Origin of the sequence: Bacillus sp. EU52, from assembly GCF_037964975.1 — a bacterium.
Classification (GTDB): Bacteria; Bacillota; Bacilli; order Bacillales; family Bacillaceae; genus Bacillus; species Bacillus subtilis.
On sequence record NZ_CP150177.1, the window covers coordinates 1,521,212 to 1,541,391 of the forward strand.

Genomic DNA, 20,180 nt, shown 5'->3' on the forward strand with positions numbered 1-20,180 from the left:
GTGGCGAGTATAGCTGTCTGTCCCGGCAGTTTTGATCCGGTGACCTACGGGCATCTGGACATCATCAAACGCGGGGCGCATATTTTTGAACAAGTGTATGTATGTGTGCTGAATAATTCTTCAAAAAAGCCTTTGTTCAGTGTGGAAGAACGGTGTGAGCTTCTGAGAGAAGTGACAAAAGACATTCCGAACATAACAGTTGAAACATCGCAAGGCCTGTTAATTGATTATGCAAAAAGAAAAAATGCGAAAGCGATTTTAAGAGGCTTGAGAGCTGTATCTGATTTTGAATACGAGATGCAGGGGACATCAGTAAACCGTGTGCTTGATGAATCTATTGAGACATTTTTTATGATGACAAACAATCAATATTCGTTTCTAAGTTCAAGCATCGTAAAAGAAGTGGCAAGATACAACGGCTCGGTATCAGAGTTTGTACCGCCGGAAGTAGAGCTGGCGCTTCAGCAAAAATTCAGACAAGGATGAGGGTTTTGACTCATCCTTTTTTTGTTCCGTTTGTCAGTCTGTAAGAAAAAATGATAATGTACGTAAACAGCGCGCATAGTGTGACAGCAGGTCCGATCTGCACAAGCAGATTCCAGCCGTTTATAAAGGCAGTTGGCATGTCACTGCTGTTAAGAGATTTAAATACATACTGATACGGATCATGCCATGCCGTGTAAAGAGGTTTCCATAAAAGCATGACGAAGACAGCGGCATAAACGCCCTGCAGCAAACGTGCGATAAAGAATGGTTTAAATCTAATGTCGGTTTCCGATAAAATACCTGCCACCTGAGCTTGTACGGAAAAGCCGCTAAACCCGAGAATAAAGCTGACGATAATGGCTTTTTGCAGAAGAGAAACATCTGTCTCGCTGACAAGCTTGCTGCCTAATGTAATTTCAAACATCCCTGATAAAAGCGGAATGTCCAATTGAGTCGGAAGCTGAAACAAAGTCAGTGCTCCTTTTGTGAAAACAGACAAAACATCAGTCAGCTGGACCACTGACAACAGCCGATTGAAGACAGAAAATAAAATAATAAAGCCGCCTACCATAAGAAGCGTTTGAACAGAAGACGTCACGGCGTCGCCTAAAATTTTACCCAAGGGCCGTTTTTCTGCAAGTCTGGCGGTATGAAGAGCGTGTAAAGCATCTTTGACTGAAGGGAAAGGTATCGTTTTCTTTCTTCTGAGATGCTGCTCTTCCTTGCGGCCATAGGAACGCATTGTTAAACCGACAGCCAGATTCCCTAAATAGTGTGCAGAAGCTAATAAAATGCCTAGTGATGCGTTTTGAAAGAAACCGACGGCAACAGCGCCGAAAATAAAGAGCGGGTTTGAAGAATTGGTAAACGACGCGAGCCGTTCTGCTTCTACTCTTGAAATCTGATTTTCCTGCCGCAGACGGGCAGTGAGTTTTGCGCCCGCTGGGTTTCCTGATGCCATTCCCATAGCAAGAACGAAGCCGCCGACACCCGGCACGCGAAAGATCGGCCGCATAAAAGGCTCAAGCAAAACACCGACAAACCGCACAATGCCAAAGCCGATTAAGAGTTCAGACAGAATAAAAAATGGCAGCAATGACGGAAACACAACCTCCCACCACATAGACAGCCCGGTTTTAGAGGCTTCGAATGAGGCCTGTGGATGTGAGATGACAGTCGCAGTTAAAAAAAGAAAAAACGAGGCAATCAAAAGTGTATTAATCTTCGACAAGTTCATTCTTACCTCCCCGATGCTAAAAATGCCCAATGACATGTATATCATGATAAAATAATGTATGATGTAAAACGGCCAAGCAGTACCTGTCCTCTTGATTCTTTGTACTAATATACGAGCATAGGGGTTCAGTTTAGACCATAGAATTCGGTATACAGGGAATTCAGGCAGGAGGTTAACGCTTTGGCCAAACCTAAAATCGGGTTAGCGTTAGGATCGGGAGGGGCCAGAGGGCTTGCTCATCTCGGTGTGCTTTCCAGTTTACATAAGCACCAAATTGAAGTGGATATGATTGCAGGAAGCAGCATGGGCGCTTTGGTGGGCAGTTTTTACGCCGCCGGACATGACGTGGCAACGATGAAAAAAGTAGCCAAAGCCTTTAAACGAAGGCTTTATGCTGATTATACGGTTCCGAAACTCGGTTTTTTAAAAGGTGACCGCGTCAGACAGCTTGTGCATGCTTATACATTCGGAAAACCGATTGAAGAGCTCCAAATCCCGCTGGGCATTGTTGCGTGTGATCTACAGACGGGAGAAAAGATTGTGTTCCGAAAAGGATCAGTGTCAGATGCAGTGAGGGCCAGCATCAGCATCCCGGGTATCTTTATTCCGCAGCGGCTGGACGGACGCCTTCTTGTAGACGGCGCGGTCGTCGATCGAATTCCGGTTTCTGTTGTGAAAGACATGGGAGCTGATATTATCATCGCTTCGGATGTTTCCAGGGTTCGAAAAACTGAAACAGCAGTGCATATTTTTGATGTGATTATGCAAAGTATGGATATACTGCAAAATGAATTAGTGCGGCATCAAACAATTGCCGCAGATATCATGATTCGCCCTTCCCTTGAAACATACAGCTCAAGCTCGTTTGCCAATATTGAAGAAATGATATCGGCAGGCGAAGAGGCGACAAACCGAATGATCAGCAAGATAAGAAAAGAAATAGAGAATTGGGAGGGCTCATAATTTGCTACGTAAAAAACATTTTAGCTGGATGCTCGTCATCCTCATACTGATCGCCGTTTTATCATTTATAAAACTTCCATACTATATTACAAAACCGGGAGAAGCGACAGAGCTTGCTTCATTGATAAAAGTGGAGGGAGGCTACCCGGAAAAAGGAAGCCTGTCCTTAATGACTGTTAAAGTGGGACCGGCTAATCCATTTACATATGTGTGGGCAAAGATGCACCCTTATTATGAAATTGTTCCTGATGAGAGCATTAAGGAGGAAGGCGAGTCAGATAAGGAGTATATGAAAAGACAGCTCCAAATGATGAAAAGCTCGCAAGAAAATGCGGTTATAGCCGCCTATCAAAAGGCAGGAAAAAAAGTCAGCTATTCCTTTAACGGCATATACGCAAGCTCAGTTGTAGAAAACATGCCGGCAAAAGGGAAAATAGAAGTCGGTGATAAAATCATCAGCGCAGACGGCAAAAACTATCAGTCTGCTGAAAAGCTGATTGATTATATCAGCAGCAAAAAAGCGGGAGATAAAGTCACGTTAAAGATCGAAAGAGAAGAAAAAGAAAAGCGTGTCACCCTTACGTTAAAACAATTTCCTGATGAGCCGGATCGGGCAGGAATCGGAGTTTCGCTTTATACAGACAGAAACGTGAAGGTAGAGCCTGATATTGATTTTGAAATCGAAAATATTGGCGGCCCGTCAGCAGGGTTAATGATGTCCCTTGAAATCTATAATCAGCTGACAAAACCAGACGAAACAAAAGGCTACGATATTGCGGGAACAGGTACCATTGATGTTGACGGAAAAGTAGGCCCGATCGGCGGCATTGATCAAAAAGTCGTCGCCGCAGACAAAGCCGGAAAAGACATTTTCTTCGCGCCAAATCAAAACGGCGCCAGCAATTCCGATTATAAGAACGCAGTAAAAACAGCAAAAGATATTGATTCAAATATGAAGATTGTGCCTGTTGATACCATGCAGGATGCGATTGATTATTTGAATAAGCTGAAAGCGAAAAGCACCTGATTCTCAGGTGCTTTTTCTATACATTTAAAAAGTGTTGTTCATCTTCGTCATATCGAATCGGTGCATGTCCGTATTCCTGCAGGTCAAACTCAGTTCTCAGCGGCTCTTCTATCGGCAGGCTGTAAATCCTGCTTGCTTTTACGTCCAGATCGAGAGCTGGATGGGAGAAAGAGGACAGTTTGCTGACAAGCGGAACAGACAGTGCTTTTTTCTTTTCGGATAAATAAGCCTGTCCTTTTTTCGTCATGCCGAGAAGCCTGATATACGGCGCCTTATCGTTGTCAAGCAGCTTTTGCATATCCTGTTTTTTTGTTCTGGTTAAAATGTGTGTATTCATCCGCTGGAGCCTTGTCCACGTATAGCGTTTTGTTTTCAGCAGTTCCATAAATTCCTGATAGGAGCTGGATTTTCTGATCGAACGAATAATTCTGTGCTCTAAACCTTCCTCCACCTCGTATACTTGCTGTAATTCCTGTGCCGTTACAGTTGAAAGGCTGTATTTTAAGTAAGAAAAGTAGCTTTCAGGTGTATGCCACAATCCGAAAGATTTGCGGTAAGCTGCTAATTCACGTGCAGATGCAGCAGGGAGAAAACGAAGGCAGGCTTCGAGATTCTGGCCAGTCATCGCTTTTCTGATGCTTGTGGCGCTTGCGATGTGGTTTTCGCCTTCAGGGAGATCGGCATCATGATAGTCCGAAGAGATCCGTGCCGTAGTATAAGGTTTCATAGGATATCCCCCGGTTAGAATCGAGTTCACATACTGGTATCCCAAAATGTTATTTGGTTTTGACAAGTCAAGTGCACTTTCAGTATGCAAAATGGAGCTGAAGGCGCTAGCCGCCGCTGCTGGGTAACTGGCCCCCTTTTTAAGTTCTTCTTTAATTCGGTCATTCAATATATGTTTATGCTCATCAATAAGCTGTGCTGTTTCTAAAAAAGGCTTGATATCCCCATTTTCACTCCCGAAAAACAGCGCCTCACATTCAAGTTCGTTCAGGATGGAAACACTGCCGCGTGCAAAAATGTCTGCTTTTTGCACGGCATAAAGATAAGGCAGCTCAATGACAAGATCAACTCCGCTTTGCAGCGCCATCTTTGTTCGGGCCCATTTTGATACAACAGCGGGTTCCCCGCGCTGTAAAAAATGTCCGCTCATGACCGCGACAGCCGTGTCACATCCGGTTTGCAGCTTTGCTGTTTGGGCATGATAAAGGTGACCGTTATGAAAGGGATTATATTCAACCACCAATCCGACAGCTTTCATATTTTTTCCGCCTTTCTTGCTATGTTTAAAAACGTATGGTACATTTGCAAATGAAAACTCTTACGCCTTATTTTTGTTTTAAGTGTATGCATAGCATATTCCGCTGTCAACGATACTTCAATGGCAGCATTATGCTGTAAAGAAAAAATATTGACAAAAACAATCTTAAAAGCTATAATCATGTTTGTTGCTTTCCTGAGGTGATACAAATGAAATGGACGATTTATCAGCTGCATCAAATGCCAAAACAAAGTTTTGAGTTTGATGAAACAGTTGAGTTAAATGAGCTGACAAAGCTGAATTCTGACATTCGCCGCATTTCTCCCGTCCGGGTGAAGGGCAGAGCGGATATCAAATCCAAACAGGTTTCGTTTGATTTTACAATTTCAGGCGAAATGATTTTGCCATGCTCAAGAACACTCGTTGATGTCCCGTATCCATTTGAAATTTCAACAAAAGAACTGTTTATATTTCATCACACGGATGATATAGAAGATGATGACGTTCACATTGTTGAGGACGATACTATCGACTTAACTCCGATCGTGAAAGAAGAAATTCTTTTAGAAATCCCTATGCAAATCTTTTGTGAATCTGAACAAGAAAAAGGAGCTGCTCCTCAAGAAGGAAAGGATTGGCAAGTCATTTCGGAAGAAGACAAGAAGAATCAAGTTGATCCGAGACTTGCAGCCCTCGAAAAGCTCTTAAAACAAGATGATGAATCTTAACTCTTTAAGGAGGTGGGAATAATGGCTGTACCTTTTAGAAGAACTTCTAAAATGAAGAAAAGATTGCGCCGTACACATTTCAAACTTAATGTACCTGGTATGACAGAATGTCCGTCATGCGGAGAGATGAAGTTGTCTCACCGTGTATGCAAAGCATGCGGATCATACAACGGCAAAGACATAAATGTAAAAAGTAACTAATAAGAAAAGCGCGGGGTGAAAGCCCTGCGCTTTTTCTTTTTCTCTTCCTGTCAGCTTGCGGAAAATTTGTGAGTGCAAATAGTCTATCTAATCTATTACCGGCATATGTATGAGATAAATAAGCTGACATGGAGGGAGATTGAATTTGACCATTACAAGACAAGATGCTTGGACTCAGGATGAGGATTTGCTGCTGGCAGAAGTGGTGCTTCGTCATATTCGAGAGGGAGGAACACAGCTTTCAGCCTTTGAGGAGGTTGGAAGGGCGCTGACCAGAACCGCGGCAGCCTGTGGTTTCAGGTGGAACTCGTATGTGAGAAAACAATACCAGTCAGGTATAGAGCTTGCAAAAAAGCAAAGGAAAGAACTGAGAAAGCAAATCGGCGTTCATTCGGTCAATATGCCGAATTCCATGAAGCAGACTGCCTCGGCATCGTCGGAAGGAAAACGAGATTTGTCCATTCAGGATGTCATCCAATTTCTCGAACAATTCAAAGAAGCGCCGTCTGCACAAGAATTTCAGCTTGAAAGGGAAAAATTGAAGGAGCAAATCCAATCGCTGCAAAAAGAGCTTGAGGATTTGCGGAGTGAAAATCAGACATTGCGGAATCAGCTAGAGATGACAGAAGAGGATTACAAGGCACTGATCGATATCATGGATCGGGCCAGAAAAATGGTTGTTTCGAAGGAAGACGGAAGAATGAAAAAAGCGGCTCAAGAAACGTAAAGAAACGCCTGAAATGAACCGGCCCAATAGTAAGAATAGGCCGGTTGTTTTGATTTCTATGCAGACTCTCCTGGTGTCATTTCGTGATCCATATCAGGATGCCAGATGAGCGGGTTTTCCCCTTTGTCCCTCGCCATATCATACTTAACAGTTTTAAAGTTCATTTTGTTCCAAAATTCCGCTGATTTCATTCTCGGATTTGTCCGGATCGGCATTCTGAATGATTTTGCAAATTCAACCAAGGCTCTCCCGTATCCCCTGTTCTGGTAGCCCGGAAGAACCTCAAGCTTCCACAGCTCCAAATAATCCTGGCGGTTGTCAAAATAGGGATTCGATTTGCCGTTAACTTGATACAGACTCATTCGTGCTACAAGTTTATCGCCAAAATAAATCCCGTAAAAAGGCGAGGTGCTGTCATTTTCAATAATATTATCCTGAAGTTCTTCAAGCATTGAAAGCTCCTGAATGCCGTATTCTTTGAATTTCTTGAATTCTTCCAGCGTTTTATAGTTGATAAGCAGACGTTCTACCTTTGTCAAACAAATCTCCCCCTTTGGTGTTTCTACATATATTGTAAACGCTTTATTTAAAAAATCCAAATATTTAAACTTTAATTTTAAGCACATGGGATCTTTGAGAAGTAATTTCTTCTTACTTCTGCTATGATAATACGTAAATGCTAAATTGGGTGTGACATCATGAAAATTGGAATTATCGGCGGAGGCTCCGTCGGTCTTTTATGCGCCTATTATTTGTCACTTTATCACGACGTGACTGTTGTGACGAGGCGGCAAGAACAGGCTGCGGCCATTCAGTCTGAAGGAATCCGGCTTTATAAAGGCGGGGAGGAATTCAGGGCTGATTGCAGTGCGGACACGAGTATCAATTCGGACTTTGACCTGCTTGTCGTGACAGTGAAGCAGCATCAGCTTCAATCTGTTTTTTCGTCGCTTGAACGGATCGGGAAAACGCATATATTATTTTTGCAAAACGGCATGGGGCATATCCACGACCTAAAAGACTGGCACGTTGGCCATTCCATTTATGTTGGAATCGTTGAGCACGGAGCTGTAAGAAAATCGGATACAGCTGTTGATCATACAGGCCTAGGTGCGATAAAATGGAGCGCGTTCGACGATGCTGAACCAGACTGGCTGAACATCTTGTTTCAGCATAACCATTCGGATTTTCCGATTTATTATGAGACGGATTGGTACCGTCTGCTGACGGGCAAGCTGATTGTAAATGCGTGTATTAATCCTTTAACTGCGTTATTGCAGGTAAAAAATGGAGAACTGCTGACAACGCCAGCTTATCTGGCTTTTATGAAGCTGGTATTTCAGGAGGCATGCCGCATTTTAAAACTTGAAAACGAAGAAAAGGCTTGGGAGCGGGTTCAGGCCGTTTGTGGGCAAACGAAAGAGAATCGTTCATCCATGCTGGTTGACGTCATTGGAGGCCGGCAGACGGAAGCTGACGCCATTATCGGATACTTATTGAAGGAAGCAAGTCTTCAAGGTCTTGATGCAGTCCACCTAGAGTTTTTATATGGCAGCATCAAAGCATTGGAGCGAAATACAAACAAAGTCTTTTGAGCTTTTTCGGTAACATGCTATACTCATTTCGGATCACTAACTATTTATTGGAGAAAGGAAGTTCTAGAAGATGCAGCTAACTGAACTTTCCATCAAAAATCAGAATGTGTTTGTACAGCACTATATAGATGGCAAAGAAGAAATGTCTTCTTTTTTTGATTACAGTATTCATCATAAGGACATGTGGCGAGAAAGACTGGAAGACTTATCTTCCCGGTTTTTCGCAAGAGAGGAATTGGCAACGTACTTAACCTCTTACCATAATAAATTCGGTTCAAGTGCGATGCAGTCTGCTATTGAGAAGCTGAAGGACCCGTCAAGTGCCGCTGTAGTCGGCGGACAGCAGGCAGGACTTTTAACAGGACCGCTTTACACCATACATAAAATCATTTCAATCATTGTTTTGGCAAAGCAACAAGAAAAGGAACTGCAAGTGCCTGTCATACCAATCTTCTGGGTGGCTGGAGAAGACCACGATTTGGATGAGATTAATTTTGTTCACACATCTGAAGAGAATGGGCCTGTGAAAAAAAAGCTGCCTCAGTCTTATTGGAAGAAATCATCAGCAGCGAGTACATCGCTTGATCAGGAAAAGTGTGCCGCGTGGATAGATGATGTTTTTGCCGCTTTTGAAGAAACAGACCATACGAATACACTTCTCGACAATGTGAAACGATGTTTAAGGGAATCTGTTACGTTTACTGACTTCTTTGAGCTGCTGATCGCGGATTTGTTCCAAGAAGAGGGCTTAGTTTTATTAAATTCTGGAGATCCGGGGATTAAAAAGCTGGAAACGGCCATGTTCCAAAAGATTCTTCGAGAAAATGATGAACTCGCCCGCGCTGTATCAGATCAGCAGGCCTTCATGCGTCAAGCAGGCTACAAACCGATTATCGAGTCCGGAAAAGAGCAGGCGAATCTGTTTTATGAATACGAAGATGAGCGTTTTTTAATTGAAAAAGATAACGGCCGATTTGTCATCAAAGAGCTTGATCTAGGATGGACGATGGATGAACTTCATACACATATGGAAGAACATCCAGAGCGTTTCAGCAACAATGTTGTAACGAGACCGTTAATGCAGGAATTTCTCATTCCGACTTTAGCATTTATTGCAGGGCCTGGAGAAATCAATTATTGGGGCGAGCTCAAACAGGCTTTTGCGGTGATGGGCTTCAAAATGCCTCCTGTCATGCCAAGGCTGAACATTACGATACTTGAGCGGCATATTGAGAAAAAACTGGCTGAACGGAATATCTCGTTACAAGACGCGATTGAGCGCGGAACGGAGAATCAAAGAGAGACATACTTCGAGCGCCAGATTCCGGAAGAGTTTACGGCGGTGATGGATCAGGCGAAAAGCCAAATTGAAGCGATTCACAAAACGGTCCGGCAGGAGGCGTTAAAGGTTGATCAAAGCATGGAACCTTTACTCCTGAAAAATGCCGCTTTTATTCAGGATCAGCTTCAATTCTTAGAGCGCACGGTGACGAAGCGAATTGAAGAAAAAGAAGGCTACGTCTTGAAGGATTATGAAAGAATTCAAAATAGCATTAAGCCGCTTCTTGCGCCGCAAGAACGGATTTGGAATATCATGTATTATTTGAACAGGTACGGTCCAAAATTCTTCACGACATTCAAGAATCTGCCATTTTCTTTTCAAAATCAACATCAAGTTGTCAAACTTTGAAATAAAGTTTTAAAGAACCCTGACTAGTTCAGGGTTTTTTTTTATGGGTAAACAGTGTAAAATGAAGTTGTGGAGCGAAGTGGTGAATAGTGGTGAGTTAAGGAGAGAAAGTGGGGCAAGAGATCATGTTTATGGGTGAATATCAGCATACCATCGATGCGAAAGGCCGCATGATCGTACCCGCTAAATTCAGAGAAGGCCTAGGTGAGCAATTTGTGCTGACTAGAGGACTTGACCAATGTCTCTTCGGCTACCCTATGCACGAATGGAAACAAATTGAAGAAAAACTAAAAGCTCTTCCTCTCACAAAGAAAGATGCCCGCGCGTTTACCCGTTTCTTCTTTTCAGGGGCGACTGAATGCGAACTGGACAAGCAAGGCAGGGTAAATATCGCATCATCTCTATTGAATTACGCCAAACTGGAAAAAGAATGTGTTGTTATCGGGGTTTCTAATCGAATTGAATTGTGGAGTAAAGTAATTTGGGAACAATACACAGAAGAGCAAGAAGATTCATTTGCTGAAATTGCTGAAAACATGATTGGGTTTGATATATAATGATTCTTCGTGTATAACACTCTAAAAACAATTTCAATTCATCCTGATAAAAGGTGGGACCAACACAATATGTTTCAACACAAGACAGTACTTCTTCGTGAAACCGTAGACGGACTTAATATTAAACCAGACGGTACATATGTAGACTGCACACTCGGCGGAGCTGGGCATAGTACATACTTATTGCAGCAGTTATCCGAGAAGGGGCGTTTAATCGCTTTTGACCAAGATGATACGGCATTACAGCATGCTAAAGAAGTGTTGTCCGATTATAAAGGACAGCTCATTCTGATTAAAAGCAATTTCAGGTATTTAAAAGAATGTTTGAATGAACAAGGCATTACAGAAGTAGACGGCATTTTATTTGATTTAGGGGTGTCCTCTCCGCAGCTGGATACACCGGAGCGCGGATTCAGTTACCATCATGACGCACCGTTGGACATGAGGATGGACCAGTCGGCTACGCTTTCGGCGAAAGAAGTCGTTAATGAGTGGCGCTATGAGGATCTCGTCCGTATTTTCTTTAAATACGGAGAAGAGAAGTTCAGTAAACAGATCGCCAGAAAAATTGAGGAGGCAAGAATGAAGTCTCCTATTCAAACTACGGGCCAACTGGTCGATCTAATAAAAGACGCGATTCCCGCTCCAGCGAGAAGGAGCGGCGGACATCCCGCTAAACGCGTGTTTCAGGCAATCAGAATTGCCGTAAACGATGAACTTAGGGTGTTTGAAGAAGCTTTGGAGCAGGCAATTGAGGTTCTGAAGCCAGGGGGCAGGGTATCGGTCATTACCTTCCACTCGCTAGAAGACAGAATTTGCAAAACCACTTTTAAAGAAAAGTCGTCGCTTCCGGAACTTCCTCCGGGGCTTCCTGTTATACCGGAAGAGTTTGAACCGGAGCTGAAGCTCATCACACGAAAACCGATTACGGCATCTCAAGAAGAGCTTGAAGAGAACAACCGGGCTCGTTCTGCCAAGCTTCGGATTGCTGAAAAAAGAAAATAACGAAACGCGAACGCAAAATTAAAAGGAGGTCATCAGCCTATGAGCAATTTAGCTTACCAACCAGAGAAACAGCAGCGGCATGCGATCAGTCCTGAGAAAAAAGTGATTGTCAAGAAAAGGGCTTCCATTACTCTCGGAGAAAAAGTGCTTCTTGTCCTCTTTGCTGCGGCGGTGCTCAGCGTATCGCTTTTGATCGTATCGAAGGCGTATGCGGCATATCAAACCAATATTGAGGTGCAAAAGCTTGAGGAGCAAATTTCATCCGAAAATAAGCAAATTGGTGACCTCGAAAAAAGCGTTGCTGATTTAAGCAAACCGCAGCGCATTATGGACATTGCGAAAAAGAACGGCTTGAATTTAAAAGATAAAAAAGTGAAAAACATACAGGAATGATTCAAATGCCAAAAAAGAATAAATTTATGAATAGAGGAGCAGCGATTCTAAGTATTTGTTTCGCTCTCTTTTTCTTTGTCATCCTGGGGAGAATGGCATATATTCAAATAACCGGAAAAGCGAATGGCGAAGTGCTTGCGACAAAAGCGACAGAGCAGCATGAAAAGAAACGGACCATCGAAGCGAGCCGCGGCTCGATTTTAGACCGAAAAGGAAAAGTCATTGCAGAGGACACAGCGACGTATAAACTGATTGCGATTCTCGATAAAAAAATGACCACTGATGTCAAGCATCCTCAGCATGTTGTAAACAAAGAAAAAACGGCAGAAGCATTGTCTAAAGTGATAAACTTGGACAAGGCCGACATCCTTGATATCTTAAATAAAGATGCAAAACAAGTCGAGTTTGGATCAGCTGGCCGGGATATTACGTATTCACAAAAGCAAAAAATCGAAAAGCTGAAACTCCCGGGCATTTCATTTTTGCGGGATACAAAACGCTACTATCCAAATGGTATTTTCGCATCCAATTTAATCGGCTATGCCGAGGTTGATGAAGAAACAAATGAAATTTCCGGCGCGATGGGATTAGAAAAAGTGCTGGATAAGTATTTGAAGGAGCGCGACGGATATGTGACATATGAAAGCGACAAATCCGGCTGGGAGCTCCCGAACAGCAAAAATAAAATTACAGCGCCAAAAAATGGTGACAATGTATATTTAACCATTGACCAGAAAATTCAAACCTTTTTAGAAGACAGCATGACAAAAGTAGCGCAAAAGTATAATCCGAAAAAAATCATGGCCGCAGTTGTCGATCCGAAAACAGGCAAAGTCCTTGCCATGGGACAGCGACCAAGCTTTGATCCGAACAAGCGGGATGTGACAAACTACTATAATGATTTGATTTCATATGCGTATGAACCCGGATCAACGATGAAGATATTTACACTCGCTGCTGCGATGCAGGAAAACGTGTTTAATGCGAACGAAAAATATAAATCAGGTACGTTTGAAGTTGGCGGGGAACCTGTCAGGGACCATAATAGAGGTATAGGCTGGGGGCCGACAACCTATCATGACGGCGTCCTTAGATCGTCAAATGTTGCATTTGCGAAACTGGCGAAAGAAAAGCTGGGATATGACCGTCTTAATCAATATTTACACAAATTCAATTTTTATCAAAAAACAGGTATTGATTTGCCAGGAGAAGTCTCTAGCAAAATCAACTTTAAATATGAATTTGATAAGGCGTCAACCGCATACGGACAAGCGTCTGCAGTCACACCAATTCAGCAGCTTCAGGCCGCAACGGCAATTGCGAATGACGGCAAAATGATGAAACCTTATGTGATTGACCATATCGTTGATCCCGATAAAGATAAAACCATCTATCAAAATAAGCCAGAATCAGCCGGAACCCCAATTTCTGCAAGCACAGCGAAAAAGGTGCGGGATATATTGGGAGAAGTTGTTACGTCGAAAATCGGAACAGGGCAAGCCTATAAAATCGAAGGATTTGATGTTGCCGGGAAAACAGGTACTGCGCAAATAGCCGGTAAAGGCGGATATCTAGACGGAACAGATGACTATATCTTTTCGTTTATGGGTATGGCACCAAAAGATGATCCTGAGCTTTTAATTTATGTTGCTGTACAGCAGCCGCAACTCAAAGCAGGACAAAGCAGTTCAGATCCGGTATCAGAAATCTTCAACCCGACAATGAAAAACAGCCTGCACTACCTGAACATTGAACCAACTGAAAAATCTGACTCAGATAAGGAAGAAACAAAAGCGCAGACAATGCCTGATTTAACAGATCAAACGGTAGCTGCTGCTCAAAAGAAAGCAAAAGAGGAGAATCTCACACCAATTGTCATCGGCAGTGATGTCGCTGTAAAAGAACAGTATCCGAAAGCGGATGAGGAAGTTCTCACCAATCAAAAGGTCTTCCTGAAAACGGGCGGCAAAATCAAAATGCCTGATATGACAGGGTGGTCGAGAAGAGAGGTTCTTCAATACGGCGAGCTCGCGGGAATTCATATTGAAGTAAACGGGCAAGGCTACGCTGTCAGCCAAAGTGTTAAGAAAGACAAAGAAATCAAAGACAAAACCGTAATCAAGGTTAAGTTTAAAAATCCTGATTAAAAAGAAAGCTTGCGTTATGCAGGCTTTCTTTTTTTATGCCTTCAGAGGAGCATCGTTCTACCTGTCCAATTTCAGGCATAAAATGAAACAAGCCTAAATAAGGAGTGAACGGTCTCTTGCGCGTCTCGAATGTAACGGTTAGAAAACGTTTATTATTTGTTTTGCTTTTTGGCGTGATCGTGTTTCTGATCATTGATACAAGGCTGGGGTATGTTCAGTTTGTGATGGGCGAAAAACTGACTTCGCTGGCGAAAGATTCCTGGAGCCGTAACTTGCCGTTTGAGCCGGAGAGAGGCGAGATTCTGGATCGGAACGGTGTGAAGCTCGCAACAAATAAAAGTGCGCCGACCGTATTCGTCGTGCCGCGCCAAGTTCAGAATCCGATGAAAACGAGCAAGCAGCTTGCGGCGGTGCTCAATATGTCAGAAGAAAAAGTATATAAACATGTGACAAAAAAAGCGTCAATCGAAAAGATCACTCCTGAAGGGAGAAAAATTTCAAATGAGAAGGCGAAGGAAATCAAAGCGCTTGATTTAAAAGGTGTGTATGTTGCGGAGGACAGTATCCGTCATTACCCGTTCGGCAGCTTTTTATCTCATGTGCTTGGATTTGCAGGAATTGACAACCAAGGACTCCTTGGATTGGAAGCCTATTACGACGATGATTTAAAAGGGGAAAAAGGTTCTGTTAAGTTTTATACAGATGCCAAGGGGAAGAAGATGCCTGATGAAGCGGATGACTATACGCCGCCTAAGGATGGGCTTGATATGAAGCTGACGGTTGATTCAAAGGTCCAGACGATAATGGAAAGAGAGCTTGATAACGCTGAGGCTAAATATCATCCGGACGGCATGATTGCCGTAGCCATGAATCCGAAAAACGGAGAAATTTTGGGGATGTCTAGCAGGCCTGACTTCGACCCTGCTGATTACCAATCTGTTGATCCGTCCGTCTACAATCGAAATCTGCCAGTATGGAGCACGTATGAACCGGGATCTACCTTTAAAATTATTACACTTGCAGCAGCCCTTGAAGAGCAAAAAGTAAATTTGAAACGGGATCAATTTTATGATAAAGGGCATGCTGAAGTGGACGGAGCGAGACTGCGGTGCTGGAAAAGAGGCGGGCACGGGCTGCAGACGTATTTGGAAGTTGTGCAGAACTCCTGCAACCCGGGGTTTGTTGAATTAGGCGAGCGCTTAGGAAAGGAAAAGCTTTTCAAATATATCAAAGACTTTGGTTTTGGACAAAAAACGGGGATTGATCTCCAAGGCGAGGGAACAGGCATCTTATTCCCGCTTGAGAGAGTGGGCCCGGTGGAGCAAGCAACTACGGCTTTCGGACAGGGAGTATCCGTCACGCCGATTCAGCAGGTTGCAGCAGTATCCGCCGCTGTAAACGGAGGAACGCTCTATACACCTTATATTGCAAAGGAATGGATCGATCCTGTTACGAAGAAAACGGTCAAAAAACAATCACCAATCGCAAAGAAACAAGTCATTTCTGAGGAAACATCCAAACAAATCCGCTATGCTCTAGAAAGCGTCGTCGCAGAAGGAACCGGCCGCAATGCATTTGTAGAAGGATATCGTGTCGGAGGAAAAACGGGAACTGCACAAAAGGTTAAAGATGGAAAATATCTTGAAAACAACCATATTGTATCATTTATCGGTTTCGCGCCAGCTGATGATCCGAGTCTAGTCGTCTACGTTGCGGTGGATAACCCGAAAGGCACGATTCAGTTTGGCGGAACGGTGGCAGCGCCTATTGTCGGAAATATTATGAGAGACAGTCTGCCGGAACTTGGTGTGAAGCCCCGGAAAAATCAAATCGAGAAAAAATACCAATGGAACGACACAAAAACAATAGAAGTTCCGAATGTTGTAGGGATGTCTGTCTCAGATCTTGAGTCACTATTGGTGAATCTCAATGTGGATGCTTCCGGGAAAGGGAGCAAAATCGTTAAACAATCGCCAGCTGCCGGAACGAAAGTAAAAGAAGGCTCAAAGATACGCGTGTATTTGACTGAAGAAGATGAAAAGGAGGCAGCCGATTGATTCGGGCTGCCTATTCTTTTATTGCAGAAAAAATGCTGATATCTTTCAAGATTAGCTGGATGTATCCTTTTATTTACGCTAAAATATGAACTGTATGCTTAAAATCATTACCACATCATTTGATGTGACTTCAATGATAAAAAGAACGAATTAGAATGTTGAGAGGTTTGATACGATGAAACTTACAAAGCTGCTTACATACTTAACAACCGAACCTTCTGTAAACGACTCACAAGACCCTGAAATAACTTCAATTGAGATGGACTCCAGGGAAGTAAAGAAAGGGAGTCTTTTTGTATGTGTAAAAGGGTATACGGTGGATGGCCACGATTTTGCGCAAAAAGCAGTAGAAAACGGTGCAGCGGCTATTGTGGCAGAAAGAGAGGTCGATGTGAATGTTCCTGTTATTATTGTCCGGCAGTCACTTCGCGCGCTCAGCGTTTTGTCTGATGCGTTTTACGGACAGCCGACGAAGAAGCTTCAGCTGATTGGGATAACAGGGACAAACGGCAAAACATCAACGACCCACATGGTCGATGAGATTCTGAAAAAAGCGGGAAAACGCACAGGCTTGATCGGTACAATGTACATGAAAATCGGAGACGAAACACTTCCTGTTAAAAACACGACTCCGGAAAGCGTCACGCTGCAGAAAACGTTTAAGAAAATGAATGACAAGCACGTTGACACTGCAATCATGGAGGTTTCTTCCCACGCTTTGTCTTTAGGACGCGTCCATGGCTGTGATTATGATATTGCCGTGTTTACGAATTTAACACAGGACCATCTGGACTATCATAAAACGATGGATGAGTACCGGCATGCAAAAAGCTTGCTCTTTTCCCAACTTGGCGGGGCTTTCAACCATGAACATCCAAAGCGTGCCGTCCTGAATGCTGACGATGAGGCGAGCGCTTATTTTGAAAAGGTAACAGCTGCGCATATCTCTACATACGGAATTAAAAACGATGCTGATGTGATGGCGAAGAACATCAGTATCACTGCACAGGGCACAAGCTTTGATCTCGTGACAAACAAAGGCACGAAGCACATCACGATGTCTCTCGTCGGACAATTTAATGTGTATAACGTGCTGGCCGCTGTTGCGACATGTATTGCAGCAGGCATACCGTTTGAAATCATCACTGAAGCTGTTGAAGAATTGCATGGTGTAAGAGGACGTTTTGAATTGGTCAATCAGCAGCAGGAGTTTCCAGTCATTGTAGACTACGCGCACACACCGGACAGCCTTGAAAATGTGCTGGAGACATGCAGAGACATGACGGAAGGAAAGCTATTTGTCGTTGTCGGCTGCGGAGGAGACAGAGATAAGACGAAGCGCCCGAAAATGGCTAAAATTGCTGTGGAGCTGGCTGACGAGCCGATTTTCACGTCAGATAACCCGAGAAGCGAAGATCCTCGCGCGATTTTAAGAGATATGGAAGCCGGAGTAGAGAACGCATACTATCACAGTATTGCAAACCGCGAGCAGGCGATCTTTTTCGCAATTGCCAATGCCAAAAAAGGCGACGTTGTCCTCATTGCCGGAAAAGGACATGAAACCTATCAGCAGATCGGAAATGAAACTTTCGATTTTGATGATGCTGAAGTAGCGGCGAGAGCCATTGTTGAACTCAATAAGAATAAGACGAATTCATAGGAAAGAGATGTTACTGAATAATGGAGCTTGAAAAGATTTTTCATATGGAAAAAAATCATGAATATGATAACTACGTATGTCGTTTGAAAGAAACAGGAGGAGAAAAGGACAATGCTTGAGCAAGTCATTCTGTTTACAATTTTAATGGGGTTTTTAATTAGTGTTCTGCTCTCTCCGATTCTTATTCCGTTTTTAAGAAGATTAAAATTCGGCCAGAGTATTAGAGAAGAAGGACCGAAATCACATCAGAAAAAATCAGGGACACCGACAATGGGCGGGGTCATGATCATACTTTCTATCGTAGTGACAACAATTGTTATGACACAGAAGTTTTCAGAAATAAGCCCCGAAATGGTGCTGCTTCTGTTTGTTACGCTAGGCTACGGTTTGCTTGGCTTTTTAGATGATTACATCAAGGTTGTAATGAAGCGCAATCTTGGATTGACGTCAAAGCAAAAACTGATCGGACAAATTATTATTGCAGTTGTATTTTATGCCGTGTATCATTACTACAATTTTGCGACGGATATTCGCATTCCTGGAACTGACTTATCATTTGATCTTGGCTGGGCTTACTTTATCCTTGTGCTCTTTATGCTTGTCGGCGGATCAAACGCAGTTAACCTGACTGACGGCCTTGACGGGTTATTATCCGGTACTGCGGCGATTGCCTTTGGCGCCTTTGCCATTCTGGCATGGAATCAGTCTCAATATGACGTAGCGATTTTCTCAGTTGCCGTTGTCGGTGCAGTTCTGGGCTTCCTTGTATTTAATGCTCATCCGGCCAAAGTTTTTATGGGAGATACGGGATCGCTTGCATTGGGAGGAGCAATCGTTACCATTGCCATTTTAACGAAATTAGAGATCCTGCTGGTTATCATCGGCGGTGTATTCGTTATCGAGACATTATCCGTTATTTTGCAGGTCATCAGCTTTAAAACGACAGGTAAACGAATCTTTAAAATGAGTCCGCTTCATCACCATTATGAGCTTGTCGGCTGGTCTGAATGGAGAGTAGTCGTGACGTTTTGGGCTGCGGGACTTTTGCTTGCCGTTTTAGGAATTTACATCGAGGTGTGGTTATAAGTGGGAAATGATCAATTTTTACAGAAACAGCATTTTTTAATCCTTGGGCTTGCGAAAAGCGGATATGCGGCGGCCTCCATTCTTCATGAAAAAGGCATTTATGTTGCAGTCAATGACCAAAAGCCTTTTGAAGAAAATGAACCGGCACAAAAGCTTTCTGAAAAAGGAATCGAAGTTGTTTGCGGAGAGCATCCAGTTTCTCTGTTCGATCAGCATCAAATCACGATTCTGATCAAAAACCCGGGAATTCCTTATGAAAATATTATGGTTCAGGAAGCGGAGAAAAGAGGCATTCCGGTTTGGACGGAAATTGAGCTCGCTTACTACCTGACCAGCGCCAAGTTTATCGGGATTACCGGATCGAACGGTAAAACGACCACGACAACGCTAATTTACGAAATGCTCAAAGCTGGCTCGCAAAAAGCACTGATTGCCGGAAACATCGGCACAGTCGCAAGTGAGGTTGCCTATCATGCTGATGGAGATGAATGGATCGTTACTGAACTGTCTTCGTTTCAGCTGATGGGAACACACGCTTTCAGACCGGAAATCAGCCTGATTTTAAATGTATTTGACGCCCATCTGGATTATCACCATACGCGCGAAAACTATGAAAAAGCGAAACAGAAAGTATACCTTCATCAGACTGCTTCAGATAAAGCCATTGTCAACCAGGATGATGAAACCGTCGTGCGTCTTGCTGAAGCCGGAAAAGCCGAAATCGTCCCATTTTCAGTCAGCAAAACGCTTGAACAGGGCGCATATGTAAAAGACAGTATGATTATGTTTAACGGCGAAGCCATTCTTCCTCTGGAAGAGGTTGTGCTGCCCGGTGCTCATAACCTGGAGAACATTTTAGCAGCTATTGCAGTTGTGAAAACGGCAGGAGCATCCAATGAGGCGGTTAAAAAGGTGCTGACAAGCTTTACTGGTGTGAAGCACCGCCTCCAATATGTCACAACTGTGAATGGCCGCAAATTTTATAACGACAGTAAAGCAACAAACATTCTGGCGACAAGCAAGGCGCTTTCAGCTTTTGATAAGCCGGTCATTCTGCTTGCGGGCGGACTGGATCGCGGAAATGGTTTTGATGACTTGAAACCTTATATGAAGCATGTCAAAGCAGTGCTTACATTTGGCCAGACGGCGCCAAAACTCGAGAAACTCGGCAATGAACTGGGAATACAACATGTCAAACGTGTCGATAATGTTGAACAAGCAGTATCTGCGGCGTTTGCGCTCTCAAATGAAGGAGATGTCATCCTGCTGTCACCCGCGTGTGCGAGCTGGGATCAATTCAAAACATTTGAAGAACGCGGTGACATGTTTATAGATGCCGTGCATATGCTTAAGTAAG

The 20,180-nt window shown here is 43.4% G+C and carries 20 protein-coding genes; 16 read left to right on the forward strand and 4 right to left on the reverse strand.

All coding sequences use genetic code 11. From position 1 onward, the window contains the following. Positions 1-486 (forward strand): pantetheine-phosphate adenylyltransferase, encoded by a 486-nt coding sequence (coaD, locus tag NSU05_RS07975; RefSeq protein ID WP_003245283.1) that lies wholly within the window; start codon positions 1-3, stop codon positions 484-486. A gap of 10 nt (positions 487-496) precedes the next feature. Here coaD and spoVV read toward each other — a convergent pair whose 3' ends face one another. Continuing rightward, complete coding sequence (gene spoVV, locus NSU05_RS07980) at positions 497-1,723, reverse strand: dipicolinic acid transporter SpoVV (protein WP_015252149.1); 1,227 nt, start codon at positions 1,721-1,723, stop codon at positions 497-499. 180 nt (positions 1,724-1,903) lie between these two features. Here spoVV and NSU05_RS07985 point away from each other — a divergent pair, with 180 nt between their 5' ends. Next, the gene (locus NSU05_RS07985; RefSeq protein ID WP_003232221.1) at positions 1,904-2,686 is read left to right on the forward strand and encodes a patatin family protein; all 783 of its coding nucleotides are present in this window, start codon (positions 1,904-1,906) and stop codon (positions 2,684-2,686) included. A gap of 1 nt (position 2,687) precedes the next feature. Then, a complete protein-coding gene (ddcP, locus tag NSU05_RS07990; protein ID WP_003245451.1) occupies positions 2,688-3,713 on the forward strand; it encodes a protease DdcP in 1,026 nt (341 codons plus the stop codon). Between the two features lie 16 nt (positions 3,714-3,729). Here ddcP and NSU05_RS07995 read toward each other — a convergent pair whose 3' ends face one another. Further along, on the reverse strand, positions 3,730-4,977 hold the full coding sequence (locus NSU05_RS07995; RefSeq protein ID WP_038428916.1) for a nucleotidyltransferase: 1,248 nt from the start codon (positions 4,975-4,977) through the stop codon (positions 3,730-3,732). Continuing rightward, on the reverse strand, positions 4,974-5,159 hold the full coding sequence (locus NSU05_RS08000) for a hypothetical protein (RefSeq protein ID WP_003232215.1): 186 nt from the start codon (positions 5,157-5,159) through the stop codon (positions 4,974-4,976). Before NSU05_RS08000 ends, NSU05_RS07995 begins: the two co-directional genes overlap by 4 nt. Before the next feature lie 27 nt (positions 5,160-5,186). Between NSU05_RS08000 and NSU05_RS08005 the strand changes: the two genes are divergently transcribed. From NSU05_RS08005 to gerR, 3 genes are all read left to right on the forward strand, one after another. Further along, positions 5,187-5,705: a DUF177 domain-containing protein gene (locus NSU05_RS08005; RefSeq protein ID WP_014479718.1), complete on the forward strand. Its 519-nt coding sequence runs from the start codon at positions 5,187-5,189 to the stop codon at positions 5,703-5,705. Positions 5,706-5,726: 21 nt separating this feature from the next. Beyond that, positions 5,727-5,906, forward strand: a complete 180-nt coding sequence (gene rpmF, locus NSU05_RS08010) for a 50S ribosomal protein L32 (RefSeq protein ID WP_003154457.1) — start codon at positions 5,727-5,729, stop codon at positions 5,904-5,906. A 145-nt stretch (positions 5,907-6,051) separates the two neighbouring features. Further along, on the forward strand, positions 6,052-6,633 hold the full coding sequence (gene gerR / locus NSU05_RS08015; protein ID WP_015383592.1) for a sporulation specific transcriptional regulator GerR: 582 nt from the start codon (positions 6,052-6,054) through the stop codon (positions 6,631-6,633). A 56-nt stretch (positions 6,634-6,689) separates the two neighbouring features. Here gerR and NSU05_RS08020 read toward each other — a convergent pair whose 3' ends face one another. Next, positions 6,690-7,172, reverse strand: a complete 483-nt coding sequence (locus NSU05_RS08020; RefSeq protein WP_339204617.1) for an N-acetyltransferase — start codon at positions 7,170-7,172, stop codon at positions 6,690-6,692. A gap of 159 nt (positions 7,173-7,331) precedes the next feature. Here NSU05_RS08020 and NSU05_RS08025 point away from each other — a divergent pair, with 159 nt between their 5' ends. From NSU05_RS08025 to murD, 10 genes are all read left to right on the forward strand, one after another. Then, a complete protein-coding gene (locus NSU05_RS08025) occupies positions 7,332-8,228 on the forward strand; it encodes a 2-dehydropantoate 2-reductase (protein ID WP_015252144.1) in 897 nt (298 codons plus the stop codon). 70 nt (positions 8,229-8,298) lie between these two features. Further along, a complete protein-coding gene (bshC, locus tag NSU05_RS08030) occupies positions 8,299-9,918 on the forward strand; it encodes a bacillithiol biosynthesis cysteine-adding enzyme BshC (RefSeq protein ID WP_038428917.1) in 1,620 nt (539 codons plus the stop codon). 125 nt (positions 9,919-10,043) lie between these two features. After that, complete coding sequence (mraZ, locus tag NSU05_RS08035; protein ID WP_003221402.1) at positions 10,044-10,475, forward strand: division/cell wall cluster transcriptional repressor MraZ; 432 nt, start codon at positions 10,044-10,046, stop codon at positions 10,473-10,475. Between the two features lie 69 nt (positions 10,476-10,544). Further along, positions 10,545-11,480, forward strand: coding sequence for a 16S rRNA (cytosine(1402)-N(4))-methyltransferase RsmH (rsmH, locus tag NSU05_RS08040; RefSeq protein ID WP_014479723.1), 936 nt, complete (start codon positions 10,545-10,547; stop codon positions 11,478-11,480). A gap of 39 nt (positions 11,481-11,519) precedes the next feature. Next, on the forward strand, positions 11,520-11,873 hold the full coding sequence (gene ftsL, locus NSU05_RS08045; protein ID WP_003232200.1) for a cell division protein FtsL: 354 nt from the start codon (positions 11,520-11,522) through the stop codon (positions 11,871-11,873). Next, complete coding sequence (pbpB, locus tag NSU05_RS08050) at positions 11,870-14,020, forward strand: penicillin-binding protein 2B (protein WP_080265349.1); 2,151 nt, start codon at positions 11,870-11,872, stop codon at positions 14,018-14,020. Before ftsL ends, pbpB begins: the two co-directional genes overlap by 4 nt. A 116-nt stretch (positions 14,021-14,136) precedes the next feature. Beyond that, a complete protein-coding gene (locus NSU05_RS08055; RefSeq protein ID WP_003245048.1) occupies positions 14,137-16,077 on the forward strand; it encodes a stage V sporulation protein D in 1,941 nt (646 codons plus the stop codon). A gap of 175 nt (positions 16,078-16,252) precedes the next feature. Next, the gene (locus tag NSU05_RS08060; protein ID WP_003245326.1) at positions 16,253-17,737 is read left to right on the forward strand and encodes a UDP-N-acetylmuramoyl-L-alanyl-D-glutamate--2,6-diaminopimelate ligase; all 1,485 of its coding nucleotides are present in this window, start codon (positions 16,253-16,255) and stop codon (positions 17,735-17,737) included. 111 nt (positions 17,738-17,848) lie between these two features. Next, the gene (gene mraY / locus NSU05_RS08065) at positions 17,849-18,823 is read left to right on the forward strand and encodes a phospho-N-acetylmuramoyl-pentapeptide-transferase (RefSeq protein WP_038428918.1); all 975 of its coding nucleotides are present in this window, start codon (positions 17,849-17,851) and stop codon (positions 18,821-18,823) included. Next, positions 18,824-20,179, forward strand: a complete 1,356-nt coding sequence (murD, locus tag NSU05_RS08070) for a UDP-N-acetylmuramoyl-L-alanine--D-glutamate ligase (RefSeq protein WP_015715846.1) — start codon at positions 18,824-18,826, stop codon at positions 20,177-20,179. The last annotated feature ends 1 nt before the right edge of the window (position 20,180 follow it).